This window comes from Polaribacter sp. Q13 (genome assembly GCF_016858305.2).
GTDB lineage: Bacteria > Bacteroidota > Bacteroidia > Flavobacteriales > Flavobacteriaceae > Polaribacter.
The window spans coordinates 381393-396249 of sequence record NZ_CP074436.1; the positions used below are offsets into that span (position 1 = coordinate 381393).

11 protein-coding genes are annotated in these 14857 nt (G+C 32.2%); 10 read left to right on the top strand and 1 reads right to left on the bottom strand.

Features of this window, described 5'->3' with window-relative positions; translation table 11 throughout:
- Positions 1-259 precede the first annotated feature (259 nt).
- The 5 genes from JOP69_RS01600 (at position 260) to JOP69_RS01620 (ending at position 5649) form a co-directional block, all read left to right on the top strand.
- The gene (locus JOP69_RS01600; protein WP_252191161.1) at positions 260-1270 is read left to right on the top strand and encodes a helix-turn-helix transcriptional regulator; all 1011 of its coding nucleotides are present in this window, start codon (positions 260-262) and stop codon (positions 1268-1270) included.
- A 114-nt stretch (positions 1271-1384) separates the two neighbouring features.
- A complete protein-coding gene (locus tag JOP69_RS01605) occupies positions 1385-2560 on the top strand; it encodes a sugar MFS transporter (protein ID WP_203393821.1) in 1176 nt (391 codons plus the stop codon).
- Positions 2561-2566: 6 nt separating this feature from the next.
- A complete protein-coding gene (locus JOP69_RS01610) occupies positions 2567-3712 on the top strand; it encodes a Gfo/Idh/MocA family protein (protein WP_252191162.1) in 1146 nt (381 codons plus the stop codon).
- A gap of 21 nt (positions 3713-3733) precedes the next feature.
- The gene (locus tag JOP69_RS01615; protein ID WP_203393822.1) at positions 3734-4786 is read left to right on the top strand and encodes a sugar phosphate isomerase/epimerase; all 1053 of its coding nucleotides are present in this window, start codon (positions 3734-3736) and stop codon (positions 4784-4786) included.
- 14 nt (positions 4787-4800) lie between these two features.
- Complete coding sequence (locus tag JOP69_RS01620; RefSeq protein ID WP_203393823.1) at positions 4801-5649, top strand: DUF1080 domain-containing protein; 849 nt, start codon at positions 4801-4803, stop codon at positions 5647-5649.
- Positions 5650-5726: 77 nt separating this feature from the next.
- Here the strand turns inward: JOP69_RS01620 and JOP69_RS01625 are convergent, their stop codons facing one another.
- Positions 5727-6407 carry a hypothetical protein gene (locus JOP69_RS01625; protein ID WP_203393824.1) on the bottom strand — a complete coding sequence of 227 codons (681 nt, stop codon included), beginning with the start codon at positions 6405-6407 and terminating at the stop codon, positions 5727-5729.
- A gap of 367 nt (positions 6408-6774) precedes the next feature.
- On the opposite strand from JOP69_RS01625, the gene azu reads away from it, so the two are divergent.
- The 5 genes from azu (at position 6775) to JOP69_RS01650 (ending at position 14742) form a co-directional block, all read left to right on the top strand.
- Positions 6775-7284: an azurin gene (gene azu / locus JOP69_RS01630; RefSeq protein WP_203393825.1), complete on the top strand. Its 510-nt coding sequence runs from the start codon at positions 6775-6777 to the stop codon at positions 7282-7284.
- Between the two features lie 115 nt (positions 7285-7399).
- The gene (locus JOP69_RS01635; protein ID WP_203393826.1) at positions 7400-7798 is read left to right on the top strand and encodes a transmembrane 220 family protein; all 399 of its coding nucleotides are present in this window, start codon (positions 7400-7402) and stop codon (positions 7796-7798) included.
- A gap of 151 nt (positions 7799-7949) precedes the next feature.
- Complete coding sequence (locus JOP69_RS01640) at positions 7950-10757, top strand: TonB-dependent receptor (protein ID WP_203393827.1); 2808 nt, start codon at positions 7950-7952, stop codon at positions 10755-10757.
- A gap of 104 nt (positions 10758-10861) precedes the next feature.
- On the top strand, positions 10862-12745 hold the full coding sequence (locus JOP69_RS01645) for a DUF1080 domain-containing protein (protein ID WP_203393828.1): 1884 nt from the start codon (positions 10862-10864) through the stop codon (positions 12743-12745).
- 17 nt (positions 12746-12762) lie between these two features.
- Positions 12763-14742 carry a plastocyanin/azurin family copper-binding protein gene (locus JOP69_RS01650; protein WP_203393829.1) on the top strand — a complete coding sequence of 660 codons (1980 nt, stop codon included), beginning with the start codon at positions 12763-12765 and terminating at the stop codon, positions 14740-14742.
- Positions 14743-14857 lie beyond the last annotated feature (115 nt).

Here is a 14857-nt window from a genome sequence, read left to right on the forward strand (position 1 = left end):
GCATTTTTCTTTACTGCGTCTTTACACGATATTTCTATAATTCAAATTTACCAAAAAAAGATGCTGAAGCCTGTTTGTTTTAGTTCGGAAAAAAAAATGAACAGTTTTGTTATTTATTAATAATAGATATTATTTTGTTTTAAAATAAATTACTTGTTGCTAGTACTTATTTCTTAGTGGTTTTTATCTTTTTTATGTTAGGTTAAATTTGCTAAATTGTGTTTTTTTAAATGTATAATATATTTCAATGAGTTTAAAGATGATAAAAATACAACCGTATAGAGAAGAAAATGTAGTTTATCATGCAGACACCTGTGCTGCTCTGATTAATGCAGCAGATAGAAAAAAAATAGAATTAAATGCGTTGGGTAGGTATACATATCCTGGTGAACGATTAGGCGATGAAACAATAGGATTAAATAGTGTTGGATGTTGGAATGCAAATGAGTCTCAAGATTGGGGATTAGATTGGCATAGGAATGAAGGGATTGAATTTCATTTTTTAGAATCTGGTTCAATGCCGTATGCTCAAGAGGATAAAGAAATGTTATTAACGCCAAACCATTTAACAATCACACGTCCTTGGGAAGTACATAAAGTTGGGAATCCTACTATTGGAATGGGAAAATTTTATTGGCTAATTATTGATTTAGGAGTAAGAAGACCTCATCAAGAATGGGTTTGGCCTAAATGGATTTCTCTTACAGAAAAGGACCTCTTAAGATTATCAATTATTTTAAGACAGAACGAAAAAATGGCATGGAAAACCGATAAAAAAATTCTGGAATGTTTTAAAAAGATTGAACAAGCTATTAAGACTTTTGATAAAGGGAAAAAGGCTTCTAAATTAAGGGTTTTAATTAACTATTTATTGGTTCTTGTTCTAGAGTTGTTAGATACAGATGATGTGGTTTTAAATGAATCGTTAACAGATAGTTCTAGAAGTGTATCCTCTTTTTTAAAAGAATTAGACAATGATTTGTCGCGAGATTGGACCGTTAAAAGTATGTCTGATTCTGCAGGAGTAGGAGTAACCCGTTTAACACATCATTGCAAACGACTAACGAATTTAACACCCATGAAATATTTATTTATCAGACGGTTAGAAATGGCTAAAAAAATACTTCAAGAAGATAACGGGCTTACTATAAGTGAAATTGCCTATAAATGTGGGTTTTCTAGTAGTCAATATTTTTCTACAATTTTTAAAAAGTATGAAAAATGTACGCCAAAAGAATATCAGCTAGAAAAAAAGTTAGTATCTCTTTAAATAATTTGTGCAATATTTTTCACTGAATTAAAAAACACATAAAGCGAACTTTTATTATGTAATTTACACAATGTTTAAAAATTAACTATAAAAACTACGTAAATCTCAATAAATATGAAGGAAATTAATAAAAGCCGTCTTTTTTTAGCTAGCTGTTTGGCTTTAATTGTTACTGCAATGACATTTGCAATTAGAGTAAGATTAGAAACAGTATTTGGTCCAGAGGGAATTGGATTATCGTTAGAAGATTTAGGATATGCTTTTGCTCCAGCTTTCTTTGGATTTACAATTGCAATGATTATCGGTGGACCTTTAGTAGATTTATTAGGAATTAAAAAAATATTAGGAGTTGCTTTTATAACGCATGCAGTAGGAATTGTATTAACGCTTACAGCGGATAGTATGACCTCTTTATTTATAGCAACTTTATTTGTAGGTATCGGAAACGGAATGGTAGAAGCTGCATTAAACCCTATGATAGCTTCTATGTATACGGATAATAAAACCAAGATGTTAAATAGGTTTCATGTTTGGTTTCCTGGTGGAATTGTAATTGGTGCCTTGTTAGGATGGTTAGTGATGGACGTAATGGGCTTAAGCTGGCAAGTGATGGTGTCTTTATTATTCATTCCGCTTATTGCTTATGGTGTAATGTTTTTAGGACAAAAAATTCCGGTTACAGAACGTGTTCAATTAGGAATTAGTAATAAAAAAATGTTTGCGAGTGTAGCAAATCCATTATTCTTATTCATGGTGTTTTGTATGTTTTTAACAGCATCATCAGAATTAGGAACAACGCAACGTATAGAATCTTTATTAAAAACATCTGTTGAATCTCCTTTATTGGTTTTGGCATTTATCAACGGAATTATGGCTTTGGGTAGATTGTCCGCAGGTAAAATTGTCCACAAATTAAAACCATCCGGAATGTTATTGTATTCTGCAATTTTCACCTTTATTGGTTTGTGGTTGTTAACTATAACAAGTGGCGGAATGATTTTTGTGGCTGCAGCAGTATTTGCGGTTGGAGTTACTTTTTTCTGGCCAACCATGTTAGGTTTTGTGGCAGAATATTTACCACAAACAGGCGCTTTAGGGTTGTCTATTATGGGTGGCGCAGGTATGTTTTCTGTGTCTATCGTGTTGCCAATTATGGGTAGATTAATGGATGGAGCAAGTGGTCCTGGAGAAGCATTACGTACGATGTCTATTTTACCTGCAATTTTAATTATCGCCTTTTTAGGCCTGAATATTTACATGAAAAAAAGAACAAATAAAGTACAAGCATAAATTAGTATGAGAAGAAAATTAAGAATGGGAATGGTTGGCGGAGGCGCCGGATCATTTATTGGAGGAGTACATAGAAAAGCCGCCGCTATTGATGGTATGATTGATTTAGTTTGCGGTGCATTTAGTAGTAGTGCAGAAAAATCAATTGCTTCTGGAAAAGACTTAAACTTAGATGAAAATAGGTGTTATGGTACTTTTGAGGAAATGATTTTGAAGGAAAAAGAGTTGCCAGAAAATATTCGTATGGATTTTGTAGCGATTGTTACTCCGAATCATATGCATTTTTCTCCTGCAAAATTTGCTTTAGAAAACGGATTTCATGTGGTTTGTGATAAGCCTGTAACATTATCCTTAGAAGAAGCTATTGAGTTAGAAACTGTTATTCAGAAAAATGGGAAATTATTTGCATTAACACATAATTATACGGGTAATTCTTTAGTAAAACAGGCAAGAGCTATGATTACCAAAGGAGAATTAGGTGAAATTAGAAAAATTCAAGCGCAATATTTACAAGGTTGGTTGTCTACAGATTTAGAAAGTACGGGACAAAAACAAGCAGCTTGGAGAGTAGATCCTAAAAAATCTGGAATTGGTGGTGCACTTGGAGATATAGGAACGCATGCAGAAAACTTAATTGAATATGTTACCAATCTAAAGATTGATGAAATAGCTGCCGATCTAGGAGTCTTCGGTAAGGGAAGGGTTTTAGACGATGATGCAAATATGTTAATCCGTATGGAAAATGGTGCAAAAGGAAGCATTTCTATTTCTCAAATAGCTTTGGGAGAAGAAAATAACCTTTCTATTAGAGTGTATGGTACCAAAGGGAGTTTGGAATGGCATCAAGAAAATCCGAATGAATTAATTACAAGGTGGTTAGATCAACCAAAGAAAATTTATACACCTAATGGAGCAGGATTGCATGCAGAAGCTTTGGAAGTTAGTAGAATTCCAGCAGGACATCCAGAAGGATATTTAGAAGCGTTTGCAACCATTTATAAAAACTTTGCAACACACGTTTTGGCTGTTAGCAATAATGAGGAAATTGCAAAACCAGATTACCCAGGTATTGAAGATGGAGTTAGAGGTTTAAAATTTATTTATGCTGCTGTAGAAAGTAGTAAAGGGAATTCTATTTGGAAAAAAATATAGTGTAAAATTAAAAATTACAAGATGAAAACAATAAAAGGACCTGCAGTATTCTTAGCTCAATTTGCAGGAAGTGAAGCACCATTTAATTCTTTAGATGGAATGTGTAAATGGGCTTCAGAATTAGGATATAAAGGAATTCAAATTCCTACTTGGGAAACGGGTTTAATAGATATAGAAACGGCAGCTAAAAGTCAGACTTATTGTGATGATTTAAAAGGAAAAGTAAATTCTTACGGATTAGAAATTACAGAACTTTCTACACATCTACAAGGTCAATTAGTAGCTGTAAATCCTGCTTATGATACTATGTTTGATGGTTTTGCGCCGGAGCATGTAAGAGGTAATCCAAAAGCAAGAACAGAATGGGCAGTAGATTTTGTAAAGAAATCTGGCACAGCAAGTGGGAGATTGGGATTAAAATCTCATGCTACTTTTTCTGGAGCGTTGATGTGGCATACGGTTTATCCTTGGCCTCAACGTCCAAACGGATTGGTAGATATGGGCTTTAAAGAATTAGCAAATCGTTGGACACCAATTTTAAATCATTTTGATGAACAAGGAGTAGATGTTTGTTATGAAATTCATCCAGGAGAAGATTTACATGATGGGGTTTCTTTCGAGCAATTTTTAGAAGCAACAGGAAATCATAAAAGAGCAAATATACTGTATGACCCTAGTCATTTTGTATTGCAACAGTTAGATTACTTGGCATTTATAGATATTTATCATGAGCGAATTAAGTCTTTTCATGTAAAAGATGCAGAATTTAATCCAACAGGAAGGCAAGGTGTTTATGGCGGATATACAGATTGGAAAGATCGTGCTGGTCGTTTTAGATCTTTAGGGGATGGTCAAGTAGATTTTAAAGGTATTTTTACGAAATTAACAAAGTACGAATGTGATGTTTGGGCAGTAATGGAGTGGGAGTGTTGTATTAAATCTTCTGAGCAGGGAGCAAGAGAAGGAGCGCCTTTTATTCAAAAACATATTATAGAAGCTGCAGAACGTAGTTTTGATGATTTTGCTGGAGGAGATATCGATGAGAATTATTTAAAAGGAATATTAGGAATTTAAATTTTAGAGTAAATATGAAAAATTACTTACTAGTATTACTTGTAGTCCTAAGTTCGGCTTGTGCGCAAGCTCAAAAGAAAAAGGAACATAATAATCCTAATAAAGATTTTGTTAGAGATGAAAGTATTAGAAAAGCATTGGAATCTAATACCTTTTACGGAACACCTTCACCTACAGATCATCGGGAAACAGAATTTTACGATCCAGTAGCTGTTGTAAACCCTACGGGTCAAAATGGTGTGCCAAGTGATGCTATTGTGTTGTTTGATGGCACAAATTTAGAGGAATGGATAAACCAAAAAGACGGGATTCCATGTACCTGGAAATTAGATGCGGAAGAGAAATCCATGACAGTTGCAAAAGGAGGAATAAAAGCAAACGCAACTATTGTTACCAAGCGTAAATTTGGGGCTGTACAATTACATTTAGAATGGAGATCTCCACCAGCTGTAAAATCCAGAACAGGACAAGCGAGAGGAAATAGTGGTGTTGCTTTAGATGATAAATACGAGGTTCAAATCTTAGATAATAATGACAATGAAACGTATTCAAATGGAATGGTTGGGTCTATATACAAACAAGCTGCTCCGTTAGTAAATGCTTCTGTTGCAACAGGAAAATGGAATAGTTATGATATCATTTACCATCCACCAGTTTTTGAAGGAGATAAAAGAGTTAAAGACGGAACAATGACCGTACTTGAAAATGGTGTTTTAATTCAAGATCATTTTGCTTTACAAGGTGCAGTTGCTTATGTTGGTTGGCCAAGACAAGAAGTGCATGGTAAAGGCGCAATTAGATTACAAGATCATGGAAGTGCTGTGAGTTATAGAAATATCTGGGTAAGAGAATTAAGTAATTAAAGAAGCTTTTTTCTGAAGTAGATGTATGAAAAAAGCGAAGGTAATTTTAAGTTACTTTTGCTTTTTTTTTATTCGGGTTATTCAATTTTTCTGCCTTCTAAATATTTTACTCTTTTATAAGCGTTTTCTTTAAAAAGTCCTTTTTTATCAATTCTAATAATAGACCAAGTGGTATCTACTCTAGAGTTATTATTCGTTTCAACAAAATCATCATCGTAATAAGAAATAGTAATCATATCCATAATGTCTTCGCTAATCCATTTGCCATATTTATCTCCTAACCAACCATCTTTATCACCAGTAAAAGCCAATTCACCTAAGTTAATAATCTCTAAAGAACCTTTTTTTGTAGTTACGCCATAAAGTGTTTTGCAGCAGGTTCCGTTTTCATAAGTAAAAGTGAATAAATTAAAAGCAGGAAATTCTTTGTATTCTTTAAAACAAAATCCGTCATAATTGTTAAGGTCTAGAAGTTCTGAATCTCCGATTGCAATTTTTTGAGAGCTTAAATATTTTGATATAAACTCCTTGTCCATCCTATTTTTTTTAGAACAAAACTGACTGTAAACTTCAACGTCTTTTTTAGCTTTTGAAGTCTTCCTTTCTATAAATTCAAAATCTATGTTAGGTAGTATTATTGTAGTATCTGCATACATTAAATTTGAAGGTTCATTTAAACTTCCCTCTTTTTTAACTTCAGAAAAAGAGAAAAAAAAAGGGATTAATAAAAGTGCTAGGACTGTAATTTTTTTTATCAAAAGGAAGTTTTTTTTATCAAACAAATGTAATTGTTTTTTATATGAAATGAATAGTTCGTTTTTTATCGATAGCTGTACTTTTAAAAAAGATGTTTTTTGTAAGGTTCATGTTTTTAGTTGTTTAGGTATTGGTGAGTGCTTGGGTTAAGAATTAATTAGACGATAAATCGCCTTAATAAAATCATTTGAAGCTATATTTATAAGGATAATTTTAGAAATTTGGCTTGTTCATATAAGAAAACGATTAAGTAAGACCAAATAGTTTGGTATTAACAAGATTATTAATATTTTTGAAGATACTTAAAGTATGCGTTGAAAGTTATTTGAATCAAATTTCGAACAATTAATAAATATAAAAACAAACTAAATGAAGACCCTTAAACATGTAATGATTGCCTTTTTTTCTTTAATGATGTTAGCAAGTTGTGCTAAAAATGAAAAGGAAAAAACAGAAAATAAAACTTCTAAGAAAAAAGTAGTTGCAGTAGAAAAGAAAGTTGACAAGATTAAAAGTTTTGTAATAACCGGTAACGATGTAATGAAGTTTAACAGAACTGAAATTAAAGTAAAATCTGGTCAGAAAGTAAAAATCACTTTAAAACATGTTGGTCAATTGCCTGTAAATGCTATGGGGCATAATTTTGTGATTTTAAAAAAAGGTGTTGACATGGCAGGGTTTGCAGCTAAAGCAATGGCAGCTAAAGATAACCAATACATTCCTGTAGGTTCTAAAGATATAATTGCACATACTAAATTAATTGGTGGTGGAGAAAGCGATAGTGTAGAGTTTGATGCTCCTGAAAAAGGAACATATCAATTTTTATGTAGTTTTCCAGGACACTATGGTATGATGAAAGGTGAGTTTATTGTTGAGTAAAATTTCAATATAATTACCTTATATATAATTCCATTCTGGGGTATTGCAATGTGTTTTCTTAAAAAGGAGAAAAGCATTATCAATACCCTTTTTTATTCTCTATTAAAACAAATTCGTGAGTAATTTCTACAAATTAAAAAGATCTGAAAAAATTATAAATTATATTTTATTTGTGTTATTTGTGTTATTTGTAATTTTCGCAATTATTCAACTAAATGATCCTGATGGAGTTTTATGGTTTTCAATCTATTTTTTTGTTGCCTTAATTTGTTTCATTGCTAATTTTAAGGTGATTCCAAAATTTATTTTAATAACAACAATAGTTGGTTTGCTTTTATATGCTGCATTTCATTTTACACTATTTATAGATTATATACAAACCGAAAATAAAGAAGAAATTTTTGGAGAAATGGTTTATGAAAAGCCTTACCTAGAAGGAACAAGAGAATTTCTAGGTTTATTAATAGCCGCTTGTGGTGTTATTTATCAACTAAAAAAAGTTAATAGACTCTAGCCATAAGGTTCTAATCTTAATTTTTTATCAAATTACAAAACAGCCTTAAATGGTTTGTTTTCTTTCAGTGAATTTCTAAGCACATTAATGAAGTAACATTTTTTTTAGCTTTGTTGGGTGTGTTTTTAATATTAAAACAAATAAACTAATAATGAATAAATTTATTGCGCTATCATTTTTTGTCTTAACATTTTTATATACAAGCATCAGTTTTTCTCAGAATTCAATTTCAGGGAAGGTAAAAGACCTTGCAGGAAAATCAATAGAAAATGTTGTTGTAGCTATAGAGAAATCAAAACTGTTTAGTACAACAGACAGTAAAGGAGAGTTTAAAATTAAAAATATAGCAAACGGAAATTATAAAGTCACTATTTCTCATTTAGGCTATAAATTAATTACTAAAACACTTACTCTTGATAATAAGGATATTACTGTGTCTTTTACTTTAGAGGAAGATTTAATAAACCTTAATGCTATTGTGGTTACTGGTACTTTTGATCCTAGAACTAGTTTAGAATCTAGTACTTCTATAAGTGTTTTAGATACAAAAGCTATTCAGAAAACCTATACACAAGGTACTGCTGGTTTATTACAAAACATACCTGGTACATTTACAGATGCATCAGCAGGAGAAATATTTACCAGAGTTTATACACGTGGTATTTCTGCCTCTGCAGAAGATGATATGGGTTGGTATTATGTGTCATTACAAGAAGATGGTTTGCCAGTAAGTTTGGTACAACACTCTTATTACAGTCCAGATTTGTTTCATCGTGTAGATTTAACAACGCAAAAAGTAGAAGCTATTCGTGGAGGAAGTTCATCAATTACAGCCATGAATGCACCAGGAGGAATTTATAATTTTATTTCTCATGGAATACATCAAGAGTTAACGGGAGACGTACAAGTTTCTACAGGACTGCAAGGAAATAATAATTTTCTTAATAGAATTGATGCTACTATTGGTGGTGCTCTTGGTAATGATTGGTATTTTAATGCAGGTGGACATTACCGTAAAGATGATGGCGCTAGAGATACCGATTTTACGTTTAGTAAAGGAGGTCAGTTTAAGTTTAATGTGATTAAAAAATATGACAAAGGTTCTCTTAAGTTTTATGGAAAATTATTAAACGATAAAACAAACCGTTATACAGGTGTTGCTGCTACTAATTGGGAAAACCCAACAGCAGCATTTGGCCAAGATTTTAGAAACTCATCTTTATTAATGCCGAGTTTTAATGCTAAAATTCCTGATGGACGAAACCTAGAAAATACGATCAATTTTAACCCTTCTCAAGGTGTTCATGCAAAAGATTATGCTTTTGGTGTAGATTTTTCACAAGATTTAGGAAACAATTGGTCTGTTAGAAATAATAGTAAATTTTCTGCTAAAAATGCCAATTGGCAAACTTCCATTAGTAACGCTTTTGTTTCACTTAGCGATCCAACAGCGTATTTTATTAGTGGAGCTCAGTTTCCTATTGGACAAGTAGTTTTTAAAGATGTACAATCTGGTTCTGAATTGGCGCGTGTAAATAACGCAGGTATTTTAGGGGGACAACCTTTTGAATATATTAGTGGATCATTGCCGTATGACGCTATTATGGGAACATCTGCTTGGTATAAAGAAAATAAGGCTAATGAATGGATGAACCAATTAACTATTAGAAAGAAGTTAGAAAATCATGATATTAATACAGGTCTTTCTTTAGGTTTTTCTGATACTTCGCATTTTACACAAGGTAGTTTTGCTTTTGCAACCTATGAACCAAACCCAAGGATATTAGAGGTTACTTTAGAAAACCCTGGAGATCCTGTTTTGGCTTTATCAGATAAAAATGGTGCTAGTAATTATGGAGGTTTGTTTTTTGTGAATTCTAGAGCAAATGTGAGTCAGATTGCTCCTTTTATAAATGATAGATGGAAAGTATCGGAAAAACTGTATTTAGATTTGGGAGTGCGTTATGAAAGCATCAATCATAAAGGAAGTAAAGATAGATATGCACCATTTTCTCAAGATGGTGGAGTAGATGGAGATGCAACAACAGCATACGATAATGGTGTTTTAACCCCAACGGGAGATCAAGATAATTTTAATTTTACGTATAATTATGTATCCTACTCTGGGGGAATCAATTATAAAATAAATGAAAATGCTGCATTGTTTTCTAGATACTCAAAAGGAAATAAAGCACCAGAATTAAACTATTATTTTAATAATTTTGCAAACGTCCCAATCAATCAAAAAGGCGAGGTTCAGAAAATTATTCAAACAGAACTTGGTCTAAAATTAAATGCTAAAAATGCCTCTTTTACGGGTACTGCTTTTTGGAGTACACTTAAAGATGTTGGTATTGCTAATTTTGAGTTTGATGGTGATACAAATAGTACTTTTTATACACCAATTCAGTTTAATACTTCAGAAACTTTTGGTTTTGAATGGGAAAGTGTTTTTACGCCGATAGATTATTTTAGTTTTAGATTTAATGGAGTTTTACAAAGTCCGAAAGCTAAAGATTGGAAAGTGTATGATGCAGCTGGTTCTGTAGATACTAGTGATGATACGATTACAGATTACTCAGGTAAAACATTGGCTTTTAACCCTAAAGTAATGTTTAATTTAAGTGCAGAGTTTGAAAAAGATAAATTTTCGGCATCTTTAAAATGGCAATACATGGGCAAACGTTTTGGAAATGTTTCTAATGCTTTTGAATTGGCGGCTTACAGTGTTTTCGATTTAGGAACAGGTTATCAAATAAACAAAAATCTATCTGCTAACATTTTGGTTACCAATCTTTTTAATTCTGATGGTTTGGCTAACTTTTTTGGAGCAAATAGTTTTGGTGCCAATGCAAATGGAGCAACATCAGATTTTATAGCAGCAAATCCGGATGCTAGTTTTGTAGTATTTCCAATATTAAGAAGAAGAGCAATGTTAAAAATAAATTATCATTTTTAATAATGAATACTGTTCTAAATTTGAACATATGAGTTCCTCTTTCAGGGATGATCATTGTTATTTTTACAAAGTTAAAAAGTAGATAAAAACTAATAATTTATAAGATGAAAAAAAACATATTCTATTGTTTGGTATTTTTACTGATGGTATCCTGCGGAAAAGAGGAGCACAAGTCAGTAGAAAAAAAGGCTAGCACAGAAAAAGACGCAGAAATAAGTTTACCTTTTTCTACTATTGAATTAAATGATCTAGCAGGTTTTAAAGCAACATCAAGCAATTGGAAAATTGTAGGAAATGCTATTGCAGACAGAAACAAGGAAAAAACATTTACAGCTACAGAAGGCGTAGGTATTTTATTAAATACGCCAAATAAGGAAGCTAAAGGAAATATATTTAGCAATTTTGAACATGGAGATATTGAATTAGAACTAGACGTAATGATGCCATTAGGATCTAATTCTGGTATTTATTTTCAAGGACGATATGAAGTTCAATTATTCGATAGTTGGGGAGTAACAGCACCAAAATATAATGATATTGGAGGTATTTATCAACGTTGGAATAAAGAAGCAGCTAAAGGTAAAGAAGGTTATGAAGGGCATGCTCCAATGGTAAATGCATCAAAAGCTCCAGGTTTATGGCAACATTTAAAAGTTATTTTTCATGCACCAAAGTTTAATTCCGAAGGAAAAAAAACAAAGAATGCTTGGTTTGAAGAAGTTCTGTTAAATGGTGTTTTATTACATAAAAATGTAGAAGTTACAGGAGCAACAAGAGGCGGGAAGGCTAAAGAAGTTGCTACTGCTCCGTTTATGATTCAAGGAGATCATGGGGCAGTTGCTTTTAAAAACATAAAATACAAACTTTATGGAAACAAGAAGATTGGTATTAAAGAAACTACGCTAAAAGTGTATGATAATCCTGATAAAAGCAGAGGCTTAAAAAAGTATGAAGAACGTAAATTAATTCAAGAAATTAAGGTAGATTCTATTTCTCCTTTGGTAAGGTTTAAGCCAAACGTGCAGCATACTCTTAACTATACAGGTCAGTTTGATATACCAACAACAGGAGAATATTTATTTGATGTAAATGTGTACGGTACCGCTGTTTTGATAATTGATAATGATACTGTAGTGAACACTGGTGGAATTGGTTCTGGTAAAGTAAAACTTCAAAAAGGAATAGTGAATTATACCTTGTTGTATAACAAACCATATCCTTGGGGATTACAATTCGACCTTTATGTAGAAGGACCAGAAATACAACGTTATTCTGTATTAGAAACAAGTATGGCTGGTATCAACAAAAATAAAACTATTAAACCTATTGTAATTGATGCTACAACCGAGAATCAAATTCAACGTTGCTTTTTGTTTCATAAAGGAACCAAAAGAACTCATGTTATTACTGTTGGTTTCATAGAAAAATTAAATTTTGCTTATGATTTATCTTCCGCTTCTTTGCTACAAGTTTGGGGTGGAGATTTTTTAGAAACTACAGATATGTGGCATTCCAGAGGAAAAGAGCAAGTGGGAAGCCCGCGTGGTTTTATTGTTTCGGCAAATGGAAATATAGATTTTGCAGTTTTAGAAAATGAGAATCAAGATTGGCCATCAGAAATAAATGAAGAAACGAACTTTAAACAAAAAGGATACAAATTAGACAAGAATCAAATTCCTGAGTTTTTATGTAGTATAAATGATGTAGAAATAGCAGATAAAATAATAGCTTCTACCAAAGAAAAAAGAGCTGTAGAAAGAATTATACATATAGATGGAAAAAGTGCAATTTGGCATAAAATAGCGGTAGGAGAATCCATAGAAAAATTGCCAAATAATATATTTATTATCAACAGTGAAAGTTATTATGTAGATTTTTCTGGCAACAATACTTTAGAAACGATTACACGTTCTAAAGGAGGGAAAGAAGAGTTGTTAGTAAAAATACCTGCAGGGAAACAAACTATTAATTACACTATTATCTGGTAATTCTAAATCTAAAAAAAATGAAGACTTTATATAAAATATTAGCTGTTGTAGTGTTGCTATTTGCAAGTCAAGCAGGAATCGCTCAGAAAAAAGGTAAAATTGTAAACAAAGCGCTTGCTCAAAAAGAATTAGACTATTATAAAATAGTAGATGTTCCTATTCCTAAAGACATAGTTTTAGAAGTTGGAGGCTTGGCATTAACCAATGAAGGTAAATTAGGTGTTTCTACTAGAAGAGGTGAAGTTTGGGTGCTTGATAATCCGAAGACTAAAAAACCAACCTATAAATTATTTGCTAAAGGAATGCATGAAATTCTTGGTTTGGCTTATAAAGATAATGGGTTTTACGCTACCCAACGTAGCGAGTTAACAAGATTAGAAGACGAAGATAAAAACGGTGTTGCAGATTATTACAAAACTGTTTTTTCTTGGCCATTATCTGGTAATTATCACGAATATTCTTACGGACCTAAATTTGATAAGAATGGAGATATGATACTCACCTTAAATGCAACTTATATGGGAGATGCTTTAAGTATGGCAAAATGGAGAGGGTGGTTGATAAGAATAACACCAGAAGGAAAAATGACACCATTAGCCGCAGGTTTAAGATCTCCAGCAGGTTTTGATGTGAATGCCAATGGCGATATATTTTATACTGAAAACCAAGGTGAATGGGTTGGTTCTGGACGTATGACACATATTGAAAAAGGAGATTTTGCAGGTGGAAATCCAATGAGTTTACAATGGACAGGGGATAAATTATCTCCACTTTCTATGAAGCCAGAAGATTTAAATCCTGATGAAGGTGTGACACTTTATGAATATGCAAAAATAAAAAAAGAAGTAAAAGCACCTGCAATATGGTTTCCTCATACCATTCAAGGCATTTCTACTTCAGATATTTTGTATGATACAACTAACGGAAAGTTTGGACCTTTTGCAGGTCAAATGTTTGTGGGAGATCAAGGACATAGTAAAGTTGTGCGTGTATTTATGGAAAAAGTAAATGGCGTGTATCAAGGAGCTTCTTTTCTATTTAAAGAAAATTTCTCTTCGGGTGTTTTAAGAATGATTTGGGGCGATGATTCTAATATGTTTGTAGGTATGACAAGTAGAGGATGGTCATCAACAGGAAGAAAATCTTATGGTTTACAGCGTTTAGTTTGGACAGGAAAAACTCCGTTTGAAATAAAAAAAATGAAAGCGTTAAATGATGGTTTTGAATTAGAGTTTACCAAACCAATCAACAAAAAAATGGCGCAAGATTTGTCAAATTACAAAATGTCGACTTTTACGTATGGTTATCATAAAGAATATGGAAGTCCTATTGTAGATGCTCAAAAATCTATGATACATAAAGCAGTTGTTTCTGCCGATGGTTTAAAAGTGAAATTAACCATTCATGGAATGCGATTGGGGTATATTCATCAAATAGAAATTCCGAAGTTAACATCTGCTTCAGGAGAATTATTATTGCATAATACCGGATATTATACTTTAAACGAAGTTCCAGGAGGTGAGTTAAAATCGCCACAAATGCAGATGTCAAAAACATCAAAGAAAACAATAAAACAACCTAAACGCGTTAACACAATGCCGTCTTCTTGGGGAGAACGTGGTGCAGATGAGAAAGTTGTTATTGGTACCATTCCTGGGTTAAAATACGATACTGAAGAGATTACAATCAATAGAAATAGTAATATTGAATTAACTCTGAATAATAATGATGACATGATACACAATGTTGTTATAACCAAACCAGGTAAAGAAACGCCTCTTAAAATAGGGGAATTAGCGCTTAGTTTAGGACTTGAAGGTTCAGATTTAAATTATGTTCCGTTTGATGATAGAATATTATTTCATACAGGAACTGTTGCTCCAGAAAGTAATGAAACTATTTACTTTAAATCTCCTAGCGAACCTGGAGAATATTGGATAGTTTGTACTTTTCCTGGGCATTCTTTTTCTATGAGAGCAAAATTAATTGTGAAGTAGAGAGTTTTTAATTATATAAAAATTTAAAATGCGATTCCAAAAATGGGATCGCATTTTTTTATGGAATAGTAATTTAATCGAAATGAATTAATTTATGAACCCATCTTTTTATTGA